21 protein-coding genes and 1 riboswitch are annotated in these 22,516 nt (G+C 53.9%); of the genes, 9 read left to right on the plus strand and 12 right to left on the minus strand.

Features of this window, described 5'->3' with window-relative positions:
* Positions 1-3: 3 nt before the first annotated feature.
* The 4 genes from FPZ45_RS12210 to FPZ45_RS12225 form a co-directional block, all read right to left on the minus strand.
* Positions 4-1,746 carry an ABC transporter ATP-binding protein gene (locus FPZ45_RS12210; RefSeq protein WP_144702608.1) on the minus strand — a complete coding sequence of 581 codons (1,743 nt, stop codon included), beginning with the start codon at positions 1,744-1,746 and terminating at the stop codon, positions 4-6.
* Between the two features lie 160 nt (positions 1,747-1,906).
* Complete coding sequence (locus FPZ45_RS12215) at positions 1,907-2,257, minus strand: DUF6509 family protein (protein WP_246120427.1); 351 nt, start codon at positions 2,255-2,257, stop codon at positions 1,907-1,909.
* A 5-nt stretch (positions 2,258-2,262) separates the two neighbouring features.
* A complete protein-coding gene (locus tag FPZ45_RS12220; protein ID WP_144701796.1) occupies positions 2,263-2,733 on the minus strand; it encodes an NUDIX hydrolase in 471 nt (156 codons plus the stop codon).
* Positions 2,734-2,756: 23 nt separating this feature from the next.
* Positions 2,757-4,253, minus strand: a complete 1,497-nt coding sequence (locus tag FPZ45_RS12225; protein WP_144701799.1) for a DUF4153 domain-containing protein — start codon at positions 4,251-4,253, stop codon at positions 2,757-2,759.
* Between the two features lie 124 nt (positions 4,254-4,377).
* Between FPZ45_RS12225 and FPZ45_RS12230 the strand changes: the two genes are divergently transcribed.
* Positions 4,378-6,063, plus strand: a complete 1,686-nt coding sequence (locus tag FPZ45_RS12230) for an ABC transporter substrate-binding protein (protein WP_144701802.1) — start codon at positions 4,378-4,380, stop codon at positions 6,061-6,063.
* Here the strand turns inward: FPZ45_RS12230 and FPZ45_RS12235 are convergent.
* The 4 genes from FPZ45_RS12235 to FPZ45_RS12250 all read right to left on the minus strand — a co-directional run bounded on the left by FPZ45_RS12235 (position 6,052) and on the right by FPZ45_RS12250 (position 10,553).
* A complete protein-coding gene (locus tag FPZ45_RS12235; protein ID WP_144701805.1) occupies positions 6,052-7,194 on the minus strand; it encodes a hypothetical protein in 1,143 nt (380 codons plus the stop codon). The two genes, FPZ45_RS12230 and FPZ45_RS12235, sit on opposite strands and share 12 nt — an antisense overlap.
* Positions 7,191-7,712 (minus strand): RNA polymerase sigma factor, encoded by a 522-nt coding sequence (locus FPZ45_RS12240; protein WP_144701808.1) that lies wholly within the window; start codon positions 7,710-7,712, stop codon positions 7,191-7,193. Before FPZ45_RS12240 ends, FPZ45_RS12235 begins: the two co-directional genes overlap by 4 nt.
* 384 nt (positions 7,713-8,096) lie before the next feature.
* Positions 8,097-8,999 (minus strand): carbon-nitrogen hydrolase family protein, encoded by a 903-nt coding sequence (locus FPZ45_RS12245; protein WP_144701811.1) that lies wholly within the window; start codon positions 8,997-8,999, stop codon positions 8,097-8,099.
* A 15-nt stretch (positions 9,000-9,014) separates the two neighbouring features.
* Complete coding sequence (locus tag FPZ45_RS12250; RefSeq protein ID WP_144701814.1) at positions 9,015-10,553, minus strand: bifunctional GNAT family N-acetyltransferase/carbon-nitrogen hydrolase family protein; 1,539 nt, start codon at positions 10,551-10,553, stop codon at positions 9,015-9,017.
* A gap of 195 nt (positions 10,554-10,748) precedes the next feature.
* Here FPZ45_RS12250 and FPZ45_RS12255 point away from each other — a divergent pair, with 195 nt between their 5' ends.
* Positions 10,749-11,039, plus strand: coding sequence for a hypothetical protein (locus FPZ45_RS12255; RefSeq protein ID WP_144701817.1), 291 nt, complete (start codon positions 10,749-10,751; stop codon positions 11,037-11,039).
* Between the two features lie 205 nt (positions 11,040-11,244).
* Positions 11,245-12,108 carry a polysaccharide deacetylase family protein gene (locus FPZ45_RS12260; RefSeq protein WP_186438364.1) on the plus strand — a complete coding sequence of 288 codons (864 nt, stop codon included), beginning with the start codon at positions 11,245-11,247 and terminating at the stop codon, positions 12,106-12,108.
* Positions 12,109-12,167: 59 nt separating this feature from the next.
* On the opposite strand, the gene FPZ45_RS12265 is transcribed toward FPZ45_RS12260, so the two are convergent.
* Positions 12,168-12,767 carry a class I SAM-dependent methyltransferase gene (locus tag FPZ45_RS12265; RefSeq protein ID WP_144701823.1) on the minus strand — a complete coding sequence of 200 codons (600 nt, stop codon included), beginning with the start codon at positions 12,765-12,767 and terminating at the stop codon, positions 12,168-12,170.
* 134 nt (positions 12,768-12,901) lie between these two features.
* Between FPZ45_RS12265 and FPZ45_RS25950 the strand changes: the two genes are divergently transcribed.
* The 3 genes from FPZ45_RS25950 to FPZ45_RS12275 are packed head-to-tail and all read left to right on the plus strand — an operon-like array spanning position 12,902 to position 14,587.
* The gene (locus FPZ45_RS25950) at positions 12,902-13,366 is read left to right on the plus strand and encodes a MerR family transcriptional regulator (RefSeq protein ID WP_342780046.1); all 465 of its coding nucleotides are present in this window, start codon (positions 12,902-12,904) and stop codon (positions 13,364-13,366) included.
* Between the two features lie 59 nt (positions 13,367-13,425).
* Entirely contained in the window at positions 13,426-13,899 is a 474-nt protein-coding gene (locus tag FPZ45_RS25955) for a class I SAM-dependent methyltransferase (RefSeq protein ID WP_342780047.1), read from the plus strand.
* 1 nt (position 13,900) lies between these two features.
* Positions 13,901-14,587, plus strand: coding sequence for a class I SAM-dependent methyltransferase (locus FPZ45_RS12275; protein WP_144701825.1), 687 nt, complete (start codon positions 13,901-13,903; stop codon positions 14,585-14,587).
* Positions 14,588-14,865: 278 nt separating this feature from the next.
* On the opposite strand, the gene FPZ45_RS12280 is transcribed toward FPZ45_RS12275, so the two are convergent.
* The 3 genes from FPZ45_RS12280 to FPZ45_RS12290 all read right to left on the minus strand — a co-directional run bounded on the left by FPZ45_RS12280 (position 14,866) and on the right by FPZ45_RS12290 (position 19,158).
* Positions 14,866-15,867: an HD-GYP domain-containing protein gene (locus FPZ45_RS12280; RefSeq protein ID WP_186438365.1), complete on the minus strand. Its 1,002-nt coding sequence runs from the start codon at positions 15,865-15,867 to the stop codon at positions 14,866-14,868.
* A 43-nt stretch (positions 15,868-15,910) separates the two neighbouring features.
* Positions 15,911-17,770: a flagellar assembly protein A gene (locus tag FPZ45_RS12285; RefSeq protein ID WP_186438366.1), complete on the minus strand. Its 1,860-nt coding sequence runs from the start codon at positions 17,768-17,770 to the stop codon at positions 15,911-15,913.
* Between the two features lie 78 nt (positions 17,771-17,848).
* A riboswitch (cyclic di-GMP riboswitch) is annotated at positions 17,849-17,935 on the minus strand.
* Between the two features lie 155 nt (positions 17,936-18,090).
* A complete protein-coding gene (locus FPZ45_RS12290; RefSeq protein WP_144701834.1) occupies positions 18,091-19,158 on the minus strand; it encodes a branched-chain amino acid aminotransferase in 1,068 nt (355 codons plus the stop codon).
* A gap of 134 nt (positions 19,159-19,292) precedes the next feature.
* Between FPZ45_RS12290 and FPZ45_RS12295 the strand changes: the two genes are divergently transcribed.
* The 3 genes from FPZ45_RS12295 to FPZ45_RS12305 all read left to right on the plus strand — a co-directional run bounded on the left by FPZ45_RS12295 (position 19,293) and on the right by FPZ45_RS12305 (position 22,516).
* Complete coding sequence (locus FPZ45_RS12295; protein WP_144701837.1) at positions 19,293-20,210, plus strand: LysR family transcriptional regulator; 918 nt, start codon at positions 19,293-19,295, stop codon at positions 20,208-20,210.
* 118 nt (positions 20,211-20,328) lie between these two features.
* Complete coding sequence (locus FPZ45_RS12300; protein ID WP_144702614.1) at positions 20,329-21,447, plus strand: amidohydrolase/deacetylase family metallohydrolase; 1,119 nt, start codon at positions 20,329-20,331, stop codon at positions 21,445-21,447.
* A complete protein-coding gene (locus FPZ45_RS12305; protein WP_144701840.1) occupies positions 21,413-22,516 on the plus strand; it encodes a DgaE family pyridoxal phosphate-dependent ammonia lyase in 1,104 nt (367 codons plus the stop codon). The genes FPZ45_RS12300 and FPZ45_RS12305 overlap by 35 nt, the downstream gene beginning before the upstream one ends.

Raw genomic sequence — 22,516 nt, forward strand, 5'->3', positions numbered from 1 at the left:
CGATTATTCTTCCAAGCCGGCTTCCATCTGCTGGCGGTCCCACTGCTGCCTATACCAGCCGCCCAGGAGCATCAATTGCTCATGCGTGCCTTCTTCCTTCACGCGCCCCTCGTCCAGCACGAGGATCCAGTCGGCGTGGCTGACGGCGGACAGGCGATGCGTCGTGATCAACGTCGTCTTGTCGGCACGCTCCCGCCTTAGATTCGCCACGATACGGCTTTCCGTCCGCGCGTCGACCGCCGACAAGGAATCGTCCAGCAGCAAAATTTCCGCGTCTACCAGCAGCGCCCGAGCAATAGATAACCGCTGTTTCTGACCTCCGGACAGCATAACGCCGTTCTCGCCGACAAGCGTGTCCAGCCCTTGCGGCAGTTGCGAGACATCGCTGGAAAAAGACGCCATCTCGACCGCGCGGGCCACCTCCTCCGGTGTGGCGCCGGGTTTGCCGAGCGCGATATTCTCGCTTATCGTCTTGGAGAGCAGCAGATGCTCCTGCGGTACGTAGGCCATCCACTGTTTCATGCGGTCGAGAGAGATTCTTTCTGCCGGAACGCCCGACAGGAATAGCATTTCCGATGACAGCGGATACTGCCTCAGAAGCTGCTTCAGCAAGGTACTCTTGCCGCTTCCGGTTTTGCCGACGACGCCTAGCGTCTGTCCCCGCTCCAGTCGCACCGATACGTTGATCAGGCTCGGAGCGGCGGCGGTCGGATAAGCGAAAGTCAGCGCCCTCATTTCGATAGATTCGGGAACATTAGGTTCGACCGGATCATCGGCATCTTGTACGTCCGCCTGCTCACTCAGTACGTCGTCGAGCCGTCCCGCCGAGGCGCTGCCCCTCTGTAGAACGTTAATAAACTCACCGAACGAGATCATCGGCCAGATGAGCATACCCAAGTAAATGTTGAAGGTAACAAGCTGGCCTAGCGAAATTTCATCCCGGAAAACCATATAAGAGCCGTATCCGATCCCAATCGCATAACTCGATCCGACGATCAGAGAAATCAAAGGATGAAACAACGCGTTCAACATCGCCACCCTGCGATTCTTGTCCATCACGTCCGTCGTCATCCGGTCGAAGGCTTGCAGGTCGTCCTTCTCCTGCACGTAAGAACGAATGACCCGAATGCCGGAAATCGCCTCCAGAACGTGATCGTTCATTCGGCCGAACGCTTCCTGCGCAGCCATGAACCTGCCGCGCACAATCCCTCCCAGCTTGCTGATGACGACAACGAGCAGCGGCAGAGGGATCAGCGCGGCAATCATCAGCTTCGCGCTGATAAAGCTGAGCATCATCACAACGACGACTGAAATGCCGACCAGCGTGTTGACAAGCGTCATGACGCCGTAGCCGGCCGTCTGTCCGATCGCCAGCACGTCGTTGGTCGCCAGCGCCATCAATTGCCCAGTGCTGTGTCGTTGGAAGAACGAGGGGCGCATTCCCGTCAAATGCTTAAGCAGCCGAAATCGAAGCAACTTCTCGATCAGCACCGAATTACCGAACAACGATGTAATCCATATGTATACGAGTACGTACATGAGCAATGACAAGCCGACAAGTAATAGAACGGTCTGGCTCAATTCGGCGACCGACAGCGTTCCTTTCTGCATAACATCGATCTTGTTCCCGATGAGCCGGGGAGGTATCATCGATAGCAGGCTGACCAGCGCCATTAAGCCGATGGCCAAAGAATAACTTCCCCATCTCTCCTTGAAAAACCACTTCAGGCGAATGACGAACGACAGTGTCTTCACCCTCCCTATTTGCCATTTTTTGTGCACATGCTTCGATCTTAACCGCTCCATTCGTTCGCGTCTATACGAACAAAACCTTAAATTTCCGATATAAAGAAAGCGGCGAGGCCGACTCAAATTGCCGGATGCTCACCGCTCTGGGATGTATCGGTTAATTTTCGCTTTCCGCGTAATGCTCACGACAGAAGGCGGCCAACGCCTCTTCTTCCTCGTCCTCCAGCTCGGCGTCGATGTACCGGCCCGTCGATTTCTCGTACAAACCGTAACTTACCACGCCCGCTTCGTCCCCGTCCACCTTATAGACGGCTTTGATCTCGATCCCTTCCGCGGAGTAGAGCTCGTCTTCCTCGTCAAGCTCCAACTGGATCACGAACTCGTAACGCTTGCCCGCCAAAATCCGAAAAGGGTCCTTCACTAACTCCACGCTGTATTCGCTAACCGCCAGCATTTTCTCATCCTTCCTCGTACCCGATGTCCTCATTATACACATTTCCACATACATGGCGATTATGCCTCCTTCCGCTTCGAGGGGATCGGATATCCCAACTTGGCTAGTACGAGTCCGGTAAAAGGGTTCAGCTCCGCGATCGGTTCGTCCAAAGAAAAATAGCCCAACTCGATTCCCTCATGATCGTTCACGGCGGGAGTCCCTTTGACCCCGAGCGCTTCATACACGGCCATTACGTTATATACCTCGTCTCCATGGGGGTAGCGGTAGTACATGTCCGGGCCGGAAAACAGATCGATAAACCGGAACCCATCCGCAAGTAATCCCGCCTCCTCCCACAGCTCCCGGGCTGCCGCGTCCTCCAGCGTTTCTCCCGGTTCGAGTGCTCCTCCGATCGTCCCCCAATCGCTGCTATCCGTGCGTCGTTGCAAGAGCAGGCGACCGTTCTCGTCAAACACAAGCACGCATGCTCCTGCCATGATCAACGGTCTCGTGCCGACTACTGATCTTAACTCCGCGATGTATCCCATGTCCGCGCCTCCCCCATTCTGCTCTAATGTTCATACAATTCGTTTAACGCCTTCTCCGCCGAGATGACCGACACGTTAAAAGATCTCCAATCCCGATCTTCCAGAGCCAAATCTGCCCGGCGGTTATCGAGCAATCCGATCATTTCTTCGTCCTTATTGTCTTTGCTGAATCGAACAAGCCTCGGTATGGCTTCCGGCGCGAGGCCGCTCAAATATGGGCGATCGATTCTGCCGGTTTCCTCGAACCGATCGATGTTCTGCTCGGCGATGATACGGTCCATGCCCACGTAGTTGATAACCACATAAGCGGCCAGGCTGAGCACGACGTAACACTTCGCCATCGGGATGACCGGCATGCGGATACGAAGCGCGGCAATGAGCAAAAGAATGGCCAAATAGATCATAAAAGCATGGACGAGAAAACGGATATACGTATATCCGTATGCTTCTTCATACATGGCGAGCCTGATATATGCGGAAAACAGCATGACTCCTGAAGAAAGGGTCAGGATGTAGAGCAACGCGGCGATAAACCTCTTGAGCTGTCCTCCGTAGACTAACGCCGTCATCAACAGGACGAAATTAATCGCGGTCACGGCTACCAGTTCGGTGAACCCTCTTCTGGCGTATTCCGCGTAAGTCGTCCCGTCCGGCAGTTGACCGTCCCAAGCCCCGAACAGATAACCGAATTGGACGGCCACGAACAGCAGATACACCGCGTTCACCGAGACAAGCACCGTAGCGAGAATCACCGGATCGATTCCCGCCTTGGCGATCCGCGCTCCCCCGATGGGGGCGTCCTCTTGAACGAAAACGTTGGACCTGATTCTTCTCGGCTTCGCGAAGCCCCGGAAGTATCCGAAGAACAGAACGCCAAGACCGATGATCCAGATTCCCCGCGCCAACCCTTCGCCGATGAAAATCCGGCTCCCCCATTCCGGGATGCCGTTCAGCACCCGGTTGAACGCCCCGTCCGCCGAAGCGAGCAGCGCCACGACGATGACGAGGAGCGGAGCGGCGGCGACAAGCCCGATCGCGACTTTGTTCGCCGTAGCTTTCCGATTCGCTCCGAGCTTGCGGAACAGCGCGATCTTCATCAAGCGAAAGATCGTCGGAACGTGACGAAGACTTTGGGGAACCAGATGTCTCCAGGCTTCACCCACAATCCGATAGTCCCACCAAGCGACGCGATTCGCTCCGCGAACGTAGGCGAGATGAACGAAGACCAGCGCCGGTACGACGAGCAAATTCAGTGCCCGAAACACCGGATTATGAAACAGCGCAAAGGTCAGAGACAGCAAAAGAATAACTGCCGCCAGAAACCATCCGATTCCCGTTATCTCCCCCAGGCGCGCCCTCCAATCGTGAAATAAGTATATGTACAACAGAATGACGAACAGGGGAAACGAAACCCCCGGAACGTGTCCGTAAAATAAATACTGATGGCCGACCGCCAGCGCGAACGCCCCGATCAGGGCGACCAACGGACTCCCCGTTGCAGCTTTTCGTAACGTGTTCACCCTATCACCTTCCGCTTCTCGTTTTCTAATGCCTATTTTAGATGTTAAAATAGGAAAATAAATAGAAACTAACGACTGGAAAATTTCCTATTTTAACGAAGAGGCTTTGAATAAAGGAGGACCCATGAAGCTGCATCAACAGTTTCTTTTGCTGCATTCCCGCTTCGGGGACGCGACCCCCGCCTGGACAACCTTGGACGAGATTGGCAAATTGCTTGACTGCACGCCTCGCAATGCCGCCAATATCGTTCGCGCGATGAGCCGGAACGGCTGGATCGGCTGGGCTTCTTCCCGCGGACGAGGTCGGCGTTCGGAGCTCAGTTTTCTTGCGCAGGCCGAAGATATTGCCTCCCAGGCTATGCTGCAGGCGATCGATCGGAAAGACGTCGCTCGCGCGATCGGGCAGATCCGGATACATCGGCAGTCTTCCGCTCTTCAAGACCATCTGCAGGGTTGGCTGCTCTCCTATTTCGGCCATCACGCCGAAACGAGAAAAGATCGGCAGATCGACACGCTCCGCATTCCGATTCGCCAGCCGCTTCATACCGTCGATCCGCTATACATGAACTTGCTCGCCGAATCTTTCGTCGCCAGCCACGTTTTCGACGGCCTTGTCCGCGGTACGGAAAGGCGCGGCGAGATCGCCCCGGGCATCGCCCATGCGTGGGAAGCCGACGACGCGCGCACGAAATGGACTTTTTTCCTGCGCAAGGAAGTCCTCTTTCACCATGGCAAAGTGTTGACCGCGGACGATGTCGTATACACGTTCGAACGATTGATCCGGTCATCGCGAAGAACGCTGTACAGCTATATCTATAAGCAAATCAAATCCGTCCGTGCGCTAAGCCCGACGGTCGTCAGCTTCGAGCTCGAGGAACCGAACGAGCTATTCCTCCCATTTCTGTGCACGAGCCGCGCCGCGATCGTTCCCAAAGAGCTGAATCAATTGGGAAGTTATCGCTTCGGTACAGAACCGATCGGAACCGGCCCCTTCAAGGTGGCGGCCATGAATGAAGGGATATGCGTTCTGGAGGCGTTCGGCTCTTATTTTCAAGGAAGAGCGCACCTGGACCGGGTCGAGATCGTGCATGTTCCTTGGGCATCGGACGAACCCGCGGCCCATCAAACCGAACCGGTATCGCCGTTCCACGTCATTCCGAACTTGTCCGCCGGCGAGCCTTCCTGGACCCATATCCACTCGGATACGACGGTCCGGAAATTCGTCACCTGCAACACGCAAAAAGCCGGACCGTTAACCGATCCGACTGTAAGAGCTCATTTATTCACCTGCTTGGAAAACGAGGCACGGTCTTCGGCTCGGGAAGACGGGCCTGTGCCGATTCAGATCGCGACAATTCCGCCCTACAAATCGGACGCCGATGCGCTCGCCGACCGCCTCGGACAATTCGGTTACGCCTGCAACGTCGTGTCCGTCTCCCCCGAAGAATTTAAAGGAGCGATCCGGCTGGAATCCGATCTGATCTTGTTCTCCCTGTCCCGCGACCGGGACGAGCAGTTAAGACGATACGATCTCTATCTGACGATCGCCGAACACGTGGACTCCCATACCCGGATCGATATCGAAACGGCGCTGCGCCGCGTCGTCCGGGAGACGGATCCGGATGCAAGGACGGAGGATCTGGATATCATCGACCGGCTCCTCTTGAAGGAAAACCAATTGCACGTCTTATCGGAAAAGCCGCTGCCGACCGCCTACCTGCCGACCGTCCGGGGAGTCACTTTCAACTCCCAAGGCTGGGTCAACCTTCGCACGATCTGGTTTCCTCCAGCCGGCCATTTAATCGAGTAGGAGGATGCGTCCCTTTACCACGCCCTGCTCATCCTTGGAAAATTGCAGCGCCTTGTATCCGCTATCGTCGCCGCTGAAGCCCGCAACTACCCATTCGCCCGTCTGGCCTTCGGTGAACAATGTTTCAGCAAGCCTTACGACGTGCCAGCCGTCGTAATCGTAGACGATGTTCCCTTTGCCGTCGTAACCGACCTCGAGGACGGACCCTTCCAGAACCTTGGCGTCCGGAATTTTGCTGTTCAAGCGTTCCATCTCGTTCACTAGCTCATCCTCGGGGCTGCCGGGGGATGCGGACGCTTCCGAGGTCTTCTCGTCCGAAGGCTCCTTCAGCAACTCGCGCAAATACGCGTCCGCCTTCGCCGGATCTGCTTTGACCTTGTCCAGCGGCAGGTCAAACAATACCGCCGCTCCCGCGTAATCGCCGTTCGGAGCGATCTCCCCCGTTTGTTCGTCGTACACGAACGCATCTTTGCTGAAGAAGCTGCCGCCGCTGCTGACGGCCAGATACACACCCCTGTCGGCGAACATTTCCACTCCGTCGCATTCAATGAGCCGATAAGCGATTCCGTCCACGACGGTCTCAGCGTAACCGCCTTTCATCGTAAAGATATTCACCTGCCACGGCTTCAGCCCTTTAATCAGGGGGGAGACGAAAAACGGATCCTTCCCGTATTCCGGATCGCTTGTTTTCGGCATCGGGCTGCCGTCCTGTCGAGCAACGGACACGACCGCGTACGTCCGGTCCGAAGAAATCCCGGAAGCATCGAGCCCTCGAAGTCCCGCGCCTGACACGATGCCGTGCAGCGTCACTTCATACCCTCCCGAAGTGACCGTCTTATTGATCTCGATCGCGTCGCTGCTTCCGAACGCGCCGGCCAACGCCTTCTCCCCGAGATGCTCGGCAACTTGTTTGGAACTGAACAGCTGCGTCGCCGCGTACGCCGTTGCGGACAGCGCAACCGCGAGCACGGCGACCAATACGCCGGCGGATAATCTTTTTCTTGTTCCCCTCTTCATCCGGTTTCTCTCCTTATATCGATTTATGAGTTCTTCGTTCAGCTTTTCTTCGGGCTCCTCTTCCGAAGCCAATGCCTGTTTAAGCAGACGGTCTAATTTTTCGGAGTCATTCACAACAATTCCGCCTCCAATTTTTCTTTCATCGTCCTGCGCGCCTGATGAAGCCTGCTTTTGACGGTTCCGACGGGTATCTGAAGCGCCGACGCGATCTCATCGACAGACATGTCGGCGGTATAGAATAGATAAAGCGGAATTTTCAGCTTATCGCCCAACCCGTCGGCTGCGTCCCGGATTCGATCGCGAAGTTCACGCGAGATCGCCGTCTCCTCCGGGGTGGCTCCCCCGGCAAGGTCGAACCTGTCATCGGCGGCGGCAAGCTCGTCCATAGGCGCGATTCGCTGTCGCCAGGCGAATTTCCGACGATGGTTGCGACGAAGGCCGACGGCAATCGAAAGAAGGAATCCTTTCGGGTTTCGGCTCGCGTCCAACTGTTCTCGCTTCTCCACGGCTTTCAGGAACGTTTCCTGGTAGAGGTCGTCCGCGTCCGCCCGGTTCGCCGCCAATACGCGGCAAAAGCTGTAAATCGCTTTACCGTGCCGTTTCACAAGATCGCTTAACTCTTCGATTTCCAAGATGCTGCTCCTTTCCGAATGGCCATTCACCTATATCTTGTCATCATTCCGAATTCGGTTCGGTTCGCGGATCGAATTGTTGTCGTTCTCCCGTTTATTCGTCGCTCGCCCGGATTTAGTTGCAGAATGTGCAACTATTTTAGGCAATCCCGCTTCAAAACAGGAATTAGTTGTAAAAGTGCAACTAATCGCGAGGTTTTAGTCTCGTGAAGCCATTCAGTTCCTATTTAGTTGTACTTTTGCAATTAATCATCGCTAGAAGTCATTGACCGCTACAATTAATTGCATTTATGCAACTACGCTAAAAAGCCGCTAAGCGCTCGGTCTTCCAAGCGTTTAGCGGCTTATTGTTAGAGCAGATGCACGACTGCGTCGTTGCCCGGATCAATGCCCGGACTTCCGAAGCTCGCGCTCGTACACCTCCGGCTTTCGGTCGTAGAACGGAGCAACCGCGCCCTGTGCGCGATTCTCGCGAAGCATGTGGAAGTCTGCCTCGGCCAGTACCGTCATGTCGATGTTGGCATCACCGGCCTGGACAATGCCGTCCGGCTGGAACGGCAAATCGCACGGCGCGAACAAGCCGGCTTGGCTGAAGCCCGCATCGACCTGCGGACGCTCCTCGGACAAAGCCCCGACAAGGCCGCTAAGCGCGACGAACAATTGGTTCTCGACCGCCCTCGCCTGACAGCAGTACCGTACGCGATGATAGCCATGCGAGCTGTCCGTGTAAGACGGGCAGAGGATCATCTCCACACCTCGCAGCGCCGCCGCCCTGGCGAGCTCCGGAAATTCGATATCGTAGCAGGTTAGAATCGCCATCTTCCCCCATACGGTATCGAACACGTTCAGGCTGTCCCCAGGGCTGAGCGGCCAACGAATCTGTTCCTCCGGCGTCAGGTGCACCTTGTCCTGCGTCTCGATCCGGCCGTCCGGGAAGAAGAGGAACGCCCGGTTAACGTAGAATTTGGCGCTTGCTCCGACCTTTTCCACGCTTGATTTGCAAATATGGGTCCCCGCCAGAATCGCAACACCCGTTTCCTTGCTCAACACCTTAAAAAACCGTACGTATTCGTCCGTCATACGATCGAGCTCATGGCAAGCTTCGTCGTGCAGCATCGGCGGCATCAGGCTGAGCAGATGGGCGGTCATATATTCGGGAAACACGATCATCCCTGCGCCTTGTTCAGCCGCGTCACGGACTTTCTCCGTGATTCCCGCCCAAAATTGTTCCTCGGAAGTAATATCCGTCAGTCCGTATTGCGTCGTTGCGATCGTCAGCTTGTTCATAAACACCTCTTGAAGTCATGTACGAATTTGTAAGGAATAGAGATCTGTCCTGCGATCTTGAAAAGATAGCGTATCTTTCGATTTGCGGTACCGCTCGAGAATTTCCATGTCGACCTCGGCCATAGTGACCGTCTCGGTATTCTCGCTGCACTCTCCGGCGATGCCGTCGCGGGGAAAGGAGAAATCCGCAGGCGTATAAATGCCGGATTGCGCATATTGCACATCCACGTTGTCCACGTGCGTCAGGTTTCCGACCGTCCCCGAGGTGACGATGAACACCTGGTTCTCGATCGCCCTCGCTTGAGCGCAATATTTCACCCGTAGGAACGTCTGCCGGTCTTCCGCGCAGAAAGGCACGAAAATAATCTGCGCCCCCTGCTCCGCCACGATCCGGGACAGCTCGGGATACTCGATGTCACCGCTGAGCTGAATGGAGATTTTGCCGCAATCCGTCTCGAACACGTCCAGCTCGGAGCCGCCGTTGATACCCCACCATTTTCGCTCGTTCGGGGAAATATGCAGCTTGTATTGCTGTTCGATCGTCCCGTCCCTGCGGAACAGGTGCGCGACGTTATACATCCGGTTGTTGCTTTCGATAAAATGCGAGCCCCCGACGATATTTACGTTGTACTTGACCGCAAGTTCCGAGAAAAGCTCCACGTACTGCGAAGTAAACGTGCTCAGCTTGCGAATCGCCTGGCTCGGAGAACGTTCATCCAGGAAGGACAAAAGCTGCATCGTGAAATTCTCCGGGAACACGGCGAAGTCCGATTTGTAGTCCGAGGCCACGTCGACGTAATGCTCGCATTGGGTCGCGAACTCGTCGAAGGAATCGATCTTCTTCATCATATATTGAATCACGCAGATGCGGACGGGAAAAGACATTTTGTAATGCAGCTTGTTGATGCTCGGTTTGTACTCGATATTATTCCATTCTAGCAGAGCGGCGTAATTCTTGGAATCCGCGTCATCGGACAAGTAGCCCGTAATGATCTGCTTCAGCGTAAAGCCGTTCATCATCTGGAACGTGAGCACCGGATCGTAGATGTTCTGTTGCAGAACCTCTTCCGCGTATTCCCGCGGCGACATTCGATCGCTGTAATGATGATAACCGGGAATGCGCCCTCCGACGATGATGCTTTCCAGATTCAATTTCTCCGCGAGCCGCTTGCGCGCTTCGTAGAGCCTTCGGCCGATTTTCATGCGGCGATATTCCGGATGAACCATGACCTCCATTCCGTACAGGTTCCGGCCTCGCGGATTATGGTTGCGAATATAGCCTCTATCGGTAATTTCCTCGTAAGTATGCTGTTCGAAGTAATCATCGAAATTGACGATCAAGCTCGAACACGAGCCGATGATCTCTCCGTCCAGTTCGACGCAGATTTGTCCCTCGGGGAAAATGCGGACATGGCTTTCCAGTTGATTCATCTTCCAAGGCGCCATATTCGGAAAACAAATGCTTTGCAGCTCTATGATGTTGGCGAAGTCTTCGGGACGTATATTGCGGATGACGACTTTTTTCTCGAAATGAGCGAGCGGATCGATTGTCATGACAATGGGACTCCTTTATTCAAGGCATTTCCTTTTATTGTACCCACCAAGTTTATCGCTCTATTATCGGACCACGTTTTTTATGTAATCTTTGCGCTTTGTTTGGCGAATCTCCACTTCCTTTGTCGCACGCGCAGGGGGAGCGAAATCAATCGCGAATAGGGATAAATAACGTTAACGAATGGGGTGGATGTTATGAGCCTGTTGAAAGAGGATAAATACGAGTTGCTGGCGCGGGTCTCCGAAGTCGAACGCTCTCTCGGGCAGAAAGCCGACGAAGTCGTGTCCGCGCAGGTGCGCCAACATCGCGCGGAGCTCGACGAGCTGCGCCGCTCCGTCGCGGAGCTCTTCGCCATCGTCGAAACCCTCCAGGGAAGAGCGGCTTCGGCAATCGATGCCGCCAGACGCGAAGAAATCCGCCTGTCGGTCCCGGACAAACCGGTTAATCCGACCAGTAAAAGGAAGCTTTACCGTACTTTTTTCTAATGCGGGGACGTTAGACAAAAAAATTAATTTTCCGACGAAAGTCCGCTAACTTTTCAGGGGTCTCCACCGTCTATATAAGTATCCAAAAAGAACTGAAAGCGAGTCGGCTCGAGCGTCCGGGGATGGGGATCCCAGCCGCCGGGTTATCCCCAGTCGCATCTCTTTTTTGGGCTGATATAGAGGAACCATGGTGGAGGAAAAAGTGATGCGGGGAAAAAGAGCGAGCGTCAAGCGCGCCTGGTTAGGCGCGTTTATGATCGTGTTGATGTCAGCGTGGTTAAGCGGATGCGGCATGCTGCAAGAATGGAATAGTATCGGGTTGACTGGCGGGGCCGTCGTGAGCGGGGCGTCACCTGAGCCTACGATCACGGAAGAAACGGCGAACGAGGCGGAACCGGAGGTGCAGCCTCCGCAAGAGAGTCCCGATCCCGTCCCGACGCAGCCGGCCAAAGCCCATGAAGGCAAGCTCGTCGCTTTGACTTTTGACGATGGACCGGACAATAACTACACGTTAAAGATTCTCGATATTCTTAAAGAAAACGACGTAAAAGCAACCTTCTTCCTGGTAGGCACCCAGGTCAGGAAGTATCCCGAGACCGCCAAGAGAATCGTCGAGGAAGGACATTCCGTCGGCAATCATTCTTGGAGCCATAGCGACCTGACGAAGCTGTCCGCGAAGGCGCTGTCTGAGCAGATCGACAAGGCGCAAAAGGAAATCATCAAGGCGACCGGTGTGACCCCGAGCCTGATGCGCGCCCCCTACGGCGCGATCTCGGGCAGCGTGCTGAAGACCGTACATCTGAGCGGTATGCAGCACGTCGCTTGGACCGTCGATACGAAAGACTGGGCGGGCAGTTCCGTCGCCGCTATGCATAAGAACGTCATGACCAACACCAAAGAAGGCGGCGTCATTCTCATGCATTCGTTCGGCGGGCGCAAGAACTCGCTCGATCATACGGTCAAGCTGCTGCCGTCCATAATTAAAGACTTGAAGGCCAAAGGTTACGAACTAGTCACGGTCGACGAGATGGTCGCATCCGGACATTATCGCACCTCCGTCATTAAATAGCTATCATTCTATTCCAAAAAAAACAGCTAGCCGGATTCCCTAGATGAATAGGGATACGGCTAGCTGTCTTTGCGATATACGTAAACTTTTGTTCGATAGAGATCCCCGCAAGCGACCACTCTCTCCGGCTGCCAGCCGGGCAGAGCGAAGCACACGCTAATGACGCGTGCCCCTGGCGCCAGTTGTTCCCGCAATATCGGCTCAAGCTTCTTCATCGCGCCCGGATAAAGGTAACACACGACGATGTCCGCCCCAGTATAGGTCGTCTTGTAAATGTCGCCTTTACGGAAAACAACCGGATTCCGCAAGCCGGGCGAGCTGCGGGATTGCCCGCCGCCGGGATATACCCCGAATGTCAGCCAAGCGGCAAGTCGCGACACCGTCAACGGGACCGGAGAGTTCTCCACTCCGACAAGTCTCCAACCATTGCAGTTGTTCCCGATATGTATGCCAAGCGTTCCCCAGCCGGATCCTGCCTCAATAATCGAACCGTTCCCGCCAAGCCGGTTGATTTCCTTCGCGACGACGCTTCTGACCTGGGCCGAAGAAGGCATTGGCGAAATGCCATTCCGCCAGCTCTTCCATACGATGGACACGGCCCCCACCAGGAACGCTGCTAACAACGCAAGCGTAATCGTCTCTCTCGCTCCTATTCCCATGTTGACCTCCCCGGCGATTCCCGCTCGTTCAGCTTCACGATACACGCGCTTTAGCCGGATTGCAATCTCTAGCAAAGAGAAGGCTTTACATTGACGTAACGACAAAGTTTACAATAGGGTCAAGGGGGTGCGCCGTGAGGATCAAAGAAGCCGCCGATAAGCTCAATATATCGCCTAGAGCCATTCGGTTCTACGAACAGCGGGGACTGCTGTCTCCCTCGAAGCAGCAGAGCAATCGTTATCGCGTCTATACGGAGAACGAGATTTGGAGATTACAGACGATCGTCTCCCTCCGCGAGGCGGGAATGTCCCTCGCCGATATCCGGCAAGCGCTGGAGAAATGGGAAGAGAACGGCATGGAGGAACTGCAGTACTATTTGGAGCTGCAACGATCGGTCATGACGTCGGAGTGGCTGCGGATCAGACAAGCGATCGAAACGGCTGATCATATGATCGAATGGCTCAGAACCGAGAAATCGCTGCCGTTGGAGCACATTTTCGATTCGCCGAAGCTTCCAGAAAACAGAGGGAACAGCGTTCCGATTGGAAAGACCGGTGGGATTTCAATCGGCTTGCACCGACTCATGACGAGAGAGTAACCGCGAATTCGGGCAATTACGTCGACTATGAAGCAGCTCTCGATCGGATTGTTCAATGGGTGAATCCGTCCATCGAAGAACACGGACTCGATATCGGAACGGGAACGGGAAACTTGGCGGGCCGATTCATAGAGAAAGGCTGCTCCATGTCCGGCGTCGATCAATCGAGGGAAATGCTGCGTCTCGCCCGAACGAAATATCCCGGGTTGGCCGCGAGATTAGGGAATTTCTTGGCTCTTCCCTACCTTCGAGAACGATTCGACTTTATCGTAACCAGCTTTGCTTTCCATCATCTGACCGAAGATCAGCAATGGCTTGCACTGGAAGAGATGCAACGCCTGCTCGCGCCGCGCGGAAAAATCTGCATCGCGGATCTCATGGACGCTTCCGCGGTAGGCAAACCGCGCGAGCATCCCGAATATCCTTCCGCCCCTATGCTGACTCGGTGGTTCGAAGCAAGCGGGTATGCAGTGAAGACGCATCGCGTGAACCATCTGCTCCATATTATCCATGCCCGCAAGGAGGAACGATAACATGCCCGATCACGACCGCATTTACAAGCAAGAAGCTGCCCGATACCATGAGTTAATAGACAGTCAGCCGAACCTGAAATCCGTCGTCGAGGAGATTCGGCCGATTCGCGGACTGGATATTGCCGATTTGGGTGCGGGAACGGGCCGGCTTGCGGCGGTTCTCGCCCCGGAAGCCTCATCGCTGATCGCCTTGGACGCCTCGGAAGCCATGCTCGGGATTGCCGCCGAGCGCCTTCGCGAATCGGGGCTGTCCAACTGGTCCGTTCAAGTCGCCGATCACCGACGCTTGCCGCTGGCCGATCGAAGTGTCGATCTAATCGTCTCGGGATGGAGCATCTGTTACTTGACCAGCTCCAACGTACCGGATTGGGAGAGGAATTTAGATCAGGTCATCGCGGAAATCAAGCGCGTCCTTCGGCCGGGTGGAACGGCGATCATCTTCGAAACGCTCGGTACCGGCAGCGAAACTCCATCCGCGCCCGACTTTCTCCGGCCCTATTATGCCAAACTGACGGAGACGTACGGCTTCGCTCATCGGTGGATTCGCATGGATTACGCCTTCGACAACCCGGATCAAGCCGAACGATTGACCCGGTTTTTCTTCGGCGACGAACTTGCCGATAAGGTCGCGGAACACAGGCTCGTCCGAGTGCCCGAATGCGCCGGAATTTGGTGGTTGACTCCATGACGCAAGAAAAACCGTCAGAGAAGATCACCCTGACGGTTTCACGAATACTACTCCCGAATAACGATGTGAAACATCGCAATTCTACTTGTTGGCTTGTTGTTTTACCACAATAGAGATGTTCTTTATCGTTTTTCGTCGTAAGCTTGTTCTTTGACCGCGACTACCTAGCTAAGTACGATGTTTTGGATCGCTAATCGCTCAGCTCTTACTCCGATTTCAACAATAGCGATGATTTCTATCGTTATTGAATTATGGCGGGTCGATACCTCTTACGCCGTCTATACGATTTTCTCCAAATATAGCCCCTGTTCCTTGCTCAAATCGATATAATGCCCGTCGATCTCTACGACCGGGAGAATCGGATCCTGCGAGCTGACCATGACGATCTTGCCTTCTCTTCCATCGGAGAGCACGACTTGATTGCCGATCAGCACGTCCATTATTCGTTTTATGAAACTGAGCGTAATGGCCGGCTCCAACGATCCGTAGACGTTGTCGGACAATTCCTTCAACACTTGATAAAGCGGCATCGGCTCCTTGTATACCCGTTTGGACACCATCGCATGAAACACGTCGGCCACCGCGACAATCTTGCTGAATACATCGATCTCTCCGCTTTTCAATCCGAACGGATAACCGCTGCCGTCTTCCCGTTCGTGGTGCTGCAGCGCCACGTAAGCATGTCGTTCAGGAATTCCCTCCGATCGTTTAATAATCTCGTATCCGTATACGGTATGCTCCTTAACGATCCGGAACTCCTCAGCGGTCAGCTTCCCCGGTTTGTTCAGGATCGAGGCGGGAATCTGGGATTTGCCGATATCGTGAAGGAATCCTGACGCCGTCAATTCCCATAATTGAGCGTCGTCAATCCCTCGGGCTTTCCCGATCAAACGGGATAATAGCGCCACGGCAATGCTGTGTCTATAGATGTATTCGTCATGCACCTCTAGATAGAGAAGAATTTGATTCAAGTTCGGATGATTGCTCATGAATATGATGATCGGAACGATCTTGTCGCGCACGCGTTCGAAAGGAATCCGCTCTGTCTGCTGCGCAAATTTGAACAACGCTTTGACTTCCTCGATCGCGGATGCCACCAGATGGTCGATCATAACCGACTCCACGTCGTGGTCGGTCAAGAATACGCCTTGCTGTGACAACAAGCCGACATCCTTGGACGTTAGCAATCGCTTGGCCGGAACAACCAATATTCCCCTCTTGTTGTATATGTTCTTGTTTACCCTCATGCCCACGTACTGATCTTGTCGGGAGCTCATCATATTCATCCCACCAAATCCGTTATTAAGCCTAATCTCGGTGACCTTAAAGGCTTTTCTTTAATGTCTGGATATCGAAGCTGACATGTTCGACAGGCTCGAAAATATCTTTACAGTATTTGCCGATGCAAACCCGTCCGGAAAACATCTTCTTGACATAAATTTTGCGCTTCGCCGCAAGAACGGACATTGCACCCGTCAGTCCGCCGACAACCTTGGCCCTGATGCTGTCGCCCGCCTCGAGCCTAGACCCTCTGCACATCCCGCGATTGGAACGGAAAACGATGTTGCCCGCGGAATAGAGCTCGCACTGCACCACCCCGTCGCGATAAATGAATATATCTCCATTGGATTTCAGTTCGCTCGTCTGGCACTGGCTGACGCTGATCTCGACTTTATCCTCCTGCATTCTTGCCACTTCACTGTGAGTATCTTGGAGCAACGCGAGGAAACCTTGAACGAAATCGTGCGAGGCCGTTTCAAGCAATCGCCGGGGATGGGTGAAAATGTCTGCAAGCTCCTTCAGTTTCCCGTATTCCGCCTGTTTGAGATGCTGGATATTGGAAATGACGACTTGGAGTTCTTTAACGGCGGGAAGAATTTCCTTGAACTTCGTTTCCATCAACAGTTGAATGATCTGCCCGTAGCGAACGGTTTGCCTTTTCGCTTCTAACGTATCCGTAAGCAGCTTAGCCGCCGACAGCAGCTTCTCGATATTACTGTATAACAGCATAGACGTATGATATAGACGGTTAAACAGGACACCGAAGTATCCGGAGTACAACTTGCTTGCCAGGACATTGCCTCTTACGTTGATGCTTCCCGTAGCCGTAATCGTAGAATTGTATACATTGCCATAGACGTACACGTTGCCGAGCGATTCGATAATCATATTGTCCATTACGTCGCCGTACACGATAACGTCGCCGGAGAAGACGATATTGCCGGTCTCGATGTCCACATTCCCGGAGACGAAGTAGGATGTCGCGACATCGAAGACTTTGATTTTCCCCCCCGTCACTCTCGGACGCCCCTGCGCGCGCGCGATGACAACTCCGTCCTGCGTCAGTTCGACGCCCGACTTCGCCATAATGAACAGATCTTTCGGAGGCGTGGGCAACGTAACGTTGCCTAAGACATCATAACCGGCTTGCCCTTCCACTATCGGGATTTTCCTGGCGATCACTTCTCCTTCCCGCACGGAAGGGATTCTGAGATGGTTGCGGAAATCGATCACTCCGTCCACTTCAAAAAACTCGCTCGTCACCTGCTGAGCGAAATAGATTTCCAGCCTGGCGTCTTCGCCCGGAATCGGAGCTTTGCCGCAGGCCACGACAACGTGCCGATAGGTAGGCTCCAATAGCTCTTGCTGGATCGCGGCGAATTCGATTCTGGCCCGGATCGACATTTTCTCCAGTTGGGCAACAACATCGGCAAGCTGTACCGTCTTCAGCACGATATTCGAGTCTTCTTCCGCCCGAACGATCAACCGCGTTGAAGGACCGTCGTCGACCAGCCTTGCCGCATAACGCTCGAGCGCATAAAGCTGCAGGTGCGCGAACAGCTTGTCCTCGGTAATCGTAATCTCGAACAAGGACAGTTCTTCGATCTTCCAGGTGATCCGATCTTTCGCCGCAACACGCGTCTCCGAAAATATTTCTTCATCGTTGACGAAGAGCCTTATCGGACGCACTGGGTAAATCCACGCGTTTTCCCCGCCGACCGTCGGGTCCTGAACCAGAATCTGCTGATTGCGAATTCGGATCGAGCCATCTTGTCTCCGAGACGAATTTTCCGTAAGTCCCTTTTCTGCGTCTATCGTTTCGAAATCGATATTGTCTGCTGGCTCGATGTTCAATTGGCGGATCAGCGTCTTCAATTCGGCTTCGGATATTTGTTTCTTCAAGATTGACACCTCTCGAATCGCAAACTCTTATTGACCAAAAAAAAGACACCTTCCGAATGGAAGATGCCTAACGCTCCATTCGGCAGCTTGGCGACCATAGAACGTTCGTTCCTTAGGCCCATAGCTTTGCGTCCCCCTCTTTCAAGAGGTTTGCCTTTTCATGTATGCGTTTCGTTGATGTATAAAACATTTGAACTATTCATATAAGCACGTGTGCCTAGTTCAATAATTTATTCATTTATAATTATATGTCTATAGTCTCATCATTTTCAAGAGAATTATCGAAAAATGTAAATTCATATGCTAAATACCACTTGCCTTTATAACTTCACGACCCAGCCAAACGGATCTTCGACCACGCCTTTTTGCAATCCAGTCATGAATTCGTACACTTTTTCCGACAGCGGCCCCGTTCGCCCTTCGTTTAACGTCATCTTGTCGCCTTGCCAGTTCAATTCTCCGATCGGCGAAATGACAGCAGCCGTCCCCGTCCCGAAAGCTTCTTCCAACGTTCCTTTCCGATAGGCTTCAACCAACTCATCGATCGAGAGCTTTCTTTCTTCGACCTCGATATTCCAATGCTTCAGCACTTGGATGACCGAATCCCGGGTAACGCCATCTAGAATGCTCCCGTTGAGCGCCGGGGTGACGACTTTACCGTCGATTTTGAAGAACACGTTCATGCTCCCGACTTCTTCAATGTACTTGCGGTGAACCCCGTCGAGCCAGAGCACTTGGGAGTAGCCTTTGCCCGATGCCTCTTCCTGCGCTTTAAGGCCAGCAGCGTAGTTGCCTCCAGTCTTGGCGTTGCCGACGCCCCCTGCGACGGCCCGAACGTATTCCGATTCCACGAAGATGCTGACCGGATTGATTCCTTCCGCGTAATAGGAGCCGACCGGCGACAAAATGATCATGAAGGAATACTGCTCAGACGGAGAGACGCCGAGCGTCGCTTGGGTCGAGATGACGAATGGGCGAATGTACAGAGAAGTCCCTTCGTCGGTAGGAATCCAATCCTCGTCGATCTTAATAAGCTGCTTCAATGCTTCCATCGCCAAGTCTTCGTCGATCGACGGGATGCTCAGCCTCGTATTGGAACGGTTAAGCCGCTGCAGGTTTTTGAACGGACGGAACAACAATACCGGTCCTCCTGGCGTTTTGTACGCTTTCATCCCTTCGAATACAGTCTGCCCGTAATGGAACACTTTGGCTGCTGGGTCCAGAGAGATCGGTTGGTAAGGAATGATCCTCGGGTCGTGCCAGCCTTGGCCGGCGTCGTAATCCATGATAAACATATGATCCGTGAAATGTTTGCCGAAGACCAAGTTGGAGGTATCCGGTTTCTGTTTAGGGGAGGTCGAACGTTCTACGGTAATTTTAAGGCCCATTGCGTCATCTTCTCCTTGTCTATATCCGTTAGTTTCTAATTGAATCATACCAAACGATTAAGTATATTGATAATATCTGTTTTATCGGTAATTCATACCTTTTGGGTATGCAGGCGAAAGGAGCAAGGATTCGAATGGACATGCGGCAATTGCGTTATTTTCTAGCCATCGCGAACGAGGGGCAGATTACCCGGGCGGCTAAGCTCCTGAACATGGAGCAACCCCCTCTCAGTCGTCAGCTTAAGCTAATGGAGCAGGAGTTGGGCGTTGTTTTGTTCGACCGAACGGGCAAGCAATTGCAGCTTACCCAAGCGGGAGAACTGCTGCGGCAGCGGGCGATAACGCTAATGCACCAGTTCGACGAAACGATCGCTTACGTACAAGAGATCGGAGAAGGGGTTCAAGGCGTTCTCTCGATCGGTGCCGTCGTTTCTTGCGTCGCCTTGCTGCCGGGCGTCATTCGGAGGTTCTCGGAAAAGTATCCCCAAGTTACCTTCAAAATACAGGAAGGAGATCATTTCTTGCTGGGCGAGCTGTTGGAGAACAGGGATCTCGAGTTGATCGTGACCCGGCTGCCGTTCCAATCCGATTTTCAGTCGCAGCATTATTCCGTCATGCCGCTTCCTTCCGACCCGTTCGTCGCCCTCCTCCCGAGCGAGTGGTGTCCAGACCCCGCTCTTCGGTCGATGACCTTGCAGGATCTGGCGCGGTTTCCGTTCCTCACCTTAAAGACGGACCGAACGACGTTCATGCATAACCAGGTGTTCGAGGAATTCAAACGGTTCGGCCTGGAACCTCGAATCGTCAGTGAATGCTCAAGCGTAGCCATCACGCTCTCCTTAGTCGCATCGGGAATCGGAGCCGCGATCTTGCCGAAATCCGTGATGAACTCTTTTGCCCCTCAAAGCATCCGGAAAATCGCCATTTCCAATGCTGAATTCCAAAGCGAAGTCGGCATCGTATGGCTTAAGGACCGCCATCTTTCGAAAAGCGCCCGCCACTTCATGGAGATCTTCCCTCAAGCCTTCGTTAATTTCCGCGATATCACGTAAAAAGTCAGCCCAAGAAAAACCACTTTAGATTTTTGTTGACCCACAAACATTATAACGTTATGTTGTTTATAGGGAAGATAAGCTACTTACACTGTTATAAGGAAAGCGGGTGATCACTCTGAAAGACCGTTACCTATTGCGCAACCTCAAGCAATTAAACGGAGAATCGATCGATATTCTCGTCGATCAAGGGAGAATCGCCAACATCGCTCCGTCAGGCAGCCTTGGAGACATGGCACCATGCTTGAACGATTTCGAACAGAACTACGTATCGAGCGGATGGATCGACATGCATGTCCATGCTTTCTCCGAATTCGAACCGTACGGGGACGAGATCGACGAGATCGGGGTGAAACAGGGCGTAACGACGATCGTCGACGCCGGCAGCTGCGGAGCCGATCGGATCGGCGAGCTGCTAAAGCTCGGTGAACGCGCCGCGACGCGATTGCTTGCCTTTCTGAATATTTCGCGCATCGGTCTGGCGAGGATCGACGAACTGACCAATCTGGAATGGATCGATCGGTCGGCAGTCTCCCAGTCCGCCCTGCGTTATCGCGAAGCCATCGTCGGCCTCAAAGCGCGGATCAGCCGCAGCGTCGTCGGACCTAGCGGGCTGGAGCCCTTGCGCATCGCGCGCCGACTTTCCGATGAAACTGAGCTTCCGCTGATGGTTCACATCGGCTCCGGCCCGCCGAGCATCGAGGAAATCCTTCCTTTATTGGCGAATAAAGATATCATTACTCATTATTTAAACGGAAAAAAGAACAATCTATTCGGCGAGGATGGCCAGCCGATCCGGGCGCTGCTCGAAGCGCTCGAACGCGGCGTGCGGCTTGATGTCGGACATGGCACGGCCAGTTTCTCCTTCAAAGTCGCCGAAGCCGCAAGAAGCCACGGAATTGGACTTCATACGATCAGCAGCGACATCTATCGCGGCAACCGGCTGAACGGACCGGTGTACAGCCTGGCAAACGTCCTCTCCAAGTTTCTTTATCTGGGATACTCCCTGGAAGAGGTCATCGCGTCCGTCACCCGCCGTGCGGCGGAATGGTTGGGCAGGCCGGAGCTCGGGCGCATTCGGATCGGCGACCCGGCGAATCTCACGCTGTTTGCGGTTGATCGGAAGCCGGTTACGCTTATCGATTCGGAAGGCGATGAACGTTCCGCAAACTTCATCATCGAACCAAGGGGAGTTGTTGCGAGTGGCAAACTCATTAAATGCGAAATACGGCCTTAAACGGGTAATCAACGCCAGCGGGCGCATGAGCATTCTCGGCGTGTCCGCACCGACGGATACGGTCATGGAGGCTATGAAAATTGGCGGGCAGCAATACGTGGAGATCGCCGATCTTGTCGATAAAGCCGGAGATTATATCGCGGAAGCGATCGGCTCGGAAGCCGCGGTCGTCGTAAACTCCGCGTCCAGCGGCATCGCCTTGTCGGTGGCTGCACTCGTGACTAGAGGCAACAGTCGGAAGAGCGTAAGACTGCATCAGGATCCGCTGACCGATAACGAGATTATTATTTTGAAAGGCCATAACGTGCAATACGGGGCTCCCGTCGAAACGATGGTCTATCTTGGCGGCGGCAAGCTCGTAGAAGTCGGCTATGCCAACGAAGGAAAGGCCGAGCACATCGAAGACGCGATCACTTCCCAAACGGCCGCCATCCTCTACGTGAAATCGCACCATTCCGTGCAGAAGAACATGATTTCCGTCGAAGAGGCCTGGGAAGTCGCGCAACGTAATAACGTTCCGTTGATCGTGGATGCGGCGGCCGAAGAAGACTTGCGAAAATACGTCCAATGCTCCGATCTGGCGATCTACAGCGGATCGAAGGCGATCGAAGGCCCGACTTCGGGCATCGTCGCGGGCAAACGCCAATATGTCGAATGGCTGAAGGTTCAGTTGCACGGCATCGGACGGAGCATGAAGGTTGGCAAAGAAGCGACGTTCGGTCTGCTTCAAGCGTTGGACGAATACGGTGCCAAAGTCGACAAGAGCGAGTTGGAGAAAGCTTCCCTGCAAGCTTTAATGCCTCTAAACGAGCTTCCGGGCGTCCAAGTGACGATCGTGCAGGACGAAGCCGGACGCGCGATCTACCGCGCCCGTATCAAGATCGATCCGGCGCTGGCAGGCGCGAATGCCGGGCAAGTCGTAGACGGATTGCAAGACGGCGATATCGCCATCTACACTAGAGACTACGGCGTTAAGCAAGGCTACTTCGATATCGATCCCCGTCCGCTTCAGGGGGACGATATCCATGTTATCGAATCCAGAATACGCGAACTTACGGGGGGACTCTAA

Source organism: Cohnella terricola (genome assembly GCF_007786475.1).
Lineage (GTDB): Bacteria > Bacillota > Bacilli > Paenibacillales > Paenibacillaceae > Cohnella > Cohnella terricola.

What these genes read in the sequence shown, in the direction of transcription:
- FPZ45_RS12215 (WP_246120427.1), bottom strand. Translation starts at nt 2,257, where the DNA reads ATGTATGTGGAAATGTGTATAATGAGGACATCGGGTACGAGGAAGGAT.
- FPZ45_RS12220 (WP_144701796.1), bottom strand. Translation starts at nt 2,733, where the DNA reads ATGGGATACATCGCGGAGTTAAGATCAGTAGTCGGCACGAGACCGTTG.
- FPZ45_RS12230 (WP_144701802.1), top strand. Translation starts at nt 4,378, where the DNA reads ATGAAGCTGCATCAACAGTTTCTTTTGCTGCATTCCCGCTTCGGGGAC.
- FPZ45_RS12245 (WP_144701811.1), bottom strand. Translation starts at nt 8,999, where the DNA reads ATGAACAAGCTGACGATCGCAACGACGCAATACGGACTGACGGATATT.
- FPZ45_RS12250 (WP_144701814.1), bottom strand. Translation starts at nt 10,553, where the DNA reads ATGACAATCGATCCGCTCGCTCATTTCGAGAAAAAAGTCGTCATCCGC.
- FPZ45_RS12255 (WP_144701817.1), top strand. Translation starts at nt 10,749, where the DNA reads ATGAGCCTGTTGAAAGAGGATAAATACGAGTTGCTGGCGCGGGTCTCC.
- FPZ45_RS12260 (WP_186438364.1), top strand. Translation starts at nt 11,245, where the DNA reads ATGCGGGGAAAAAGAGCGAGCGTCAAGCGCGCCTGGTTAGGCGCGTTT.
- FPZ45_RS12265 (WP_144701823.1), bottom strand. Translation starts at nt 12,767, where the DNA reads ATGGGAATAGGAGCGAGAGAGACGATTACGCTTGCGTTGTTAGCAGCG.
- FPZ45_RS12275 (WP_144701825.1), top strand. Translation starts at nt 13,901, where the DNA reads ATGCCCGATCACGACCGCATTTACAAGCAAGAAGCTGCCCGATACCAT.
- FPZ45_RS12280 (WP_186438365.1), bottom strand. Translation starts at nt 15,867, where the DNA reads ATGATGAGCTCCCGACAAGATCAGTACGTGGGCATGAGGGTAAACAAG.
- FPZ45_RS12290 (WP_144701834.1), bottom strand. Translation starts at nt 19,158, where the DNA reads ATGGGCCTTAAAATTACCGTAGAACGTTCGACCTCCCCTAAACAGAAA.
- FPZ45_RS12295 (WP_144701837.1), top strand. Translation starts at nt 19,293, where the DNA reads ATGGACATGCGGCAATTGCGTTATTTTCTAGCCATCGCGAACGAGGGG.